The following is a 1,423-nucleotide window of genomic DNA, read 5'->3' as shown; positions in this document are numbered from 1 at the left end:
CGGCTCATCGCAGTTGAGGGTGTAGGGCTGGTCTGAATCCGCCGGCTTCGAGCAGGCTGCGGGCGATGTAGTGGGTGAGGTTGCGGAAGCCGAGGGCGGAGCCGCGGAGGTGCTCGAGCCGCCCGTTGATCGCCTCCGTTGGGCCGTTCGAGGTGCCGGGCCGGTCGAAGAACGCGAGCACGTCGACGGCGCGCTGCTTGAGGGTGCGGCCGAGCCTGCGGATCTCGATCAGCGCGGCGGGAACGCTGCTGCTGACGGAGTCGATCACTTCCCGCATCAGCTGCTTCGCCTTGTTCTTGTCGGGTTCGCGGTAGGCGGCGACGATGCGCTGGTAGATGCCCCAGGTTGCCTCGACTTCGACGTGCTCTTCGATGGCGAACACCGCTTCCAGGCGCGCGGTCTGCTTGTCTGTGAGCAGGCTGGCGCCGGTGTGCAGGGTGCGGCGGGCCTTGTAGAGCGGGTCGCCTGCGCGACCGCGATGCCCGAGCGTGTCCTGCTGAACGCGTTGCCGGCACCGGTCCAGCGCGTCGCCGGCGAGACGGACGACATGGAACGGGTCCATCACCGGGACCGCGTCCGGGAGCTCTTCCGCGGCGGCGGTCTTGAACCCGCTGAACCCGTCCATCGCTACCACCTCGATGCCGTCCCGCCATGCCTGCGGCCGTCCCGCGAGCCACTGCTTGAAGACGGCCTTGGAGCGGCCTTCGATCATGTCCAGCAGCCGTGCGGGGCCGGTCTTCTCGCGGGCGGGCGTGAGGTCGATGATCACGGTGACGTACTTGTCGCCCAGCCGGGTGTGCCGCCAGACGTGCTCGTCGACACCGATCGTGGTGACCCCCTCGAACCGGCCCGGAGCGTCGATCAGGCGCCGCCTGCCCTCGGCGATGATCGCGCTGTTCGCGGTATGCCAGGACACGCCGAGACCGGCGGCCGCGCGCGAGACGGTGAGATGGTCGACGACGATCGCCGTCAGCGCCCAACTCAGCCCGCCGCGAGAGATCTTCGCGCGCGGCGTCGCGGCCTTCGAGGTGTCCTGCCGCCACGTCTTCCCGCAGTGCGCACACCGGTAGCGGCGCACCCGCACCAGCAGGACCGTGGGCCTGTGCCCGAACGGCTCGTGCGCGAGCCGGCGGACCACCGTATCCCGTGGCACGCCCTCTGCTCCGCACTTGCGGCACCACGGATCGTCGTCGACGACGCGGCACTCGATCACCGCCCGATCCGCATCGAGATGCTGACCCACGGCCTCGAGGCCGAGCTCGTCGAGGCGGCAGAACGTGGTGAGGCAGGGCGCGGCGAAGGTAGCGTTGAACACGTCGAGGTCTTCCGGATGGGCAGTGTAGGAACTTCCATCCTCGGGGGACCTCGACGCCTACCCGGCCACCGCCACCCGAACCCCGGTTACACCCTCAACTACGAAGAG

At 69.4% G+C, this 1,423-nt stretch carries 1 protein-coding gene; it reads right to left on the bottom strand.

The genetic code is table 11. The features are described 5' to 3' along the window. Positions 1-4: 4 nt before the first annotated feature. Complete coding sequence (locus KVA01_RS12535) at positions 5-1,315, bottom strand: ISL3 family transposase (RefSeq protein ID WP_141270577.1); 1,311 nt, start codon at positions 1,313-1,315, stop codon at positions 5-7. Between the last annotated feature and the right edge of the window lie 108 nt (positions 1,316-1,423).

The organism is Kocuria varians (assembly GCF_006539885.1).
Taxonomy (GTDB): domain Bacteria; phylum Actinomycetota; class Actinomycetes; order Actinomycetales; family Micrococcaceae; genus Kocuria; species Kocuria varians.
This window is presented reverse-complemented; position numbering and strand designations above follow the sequence as displayed.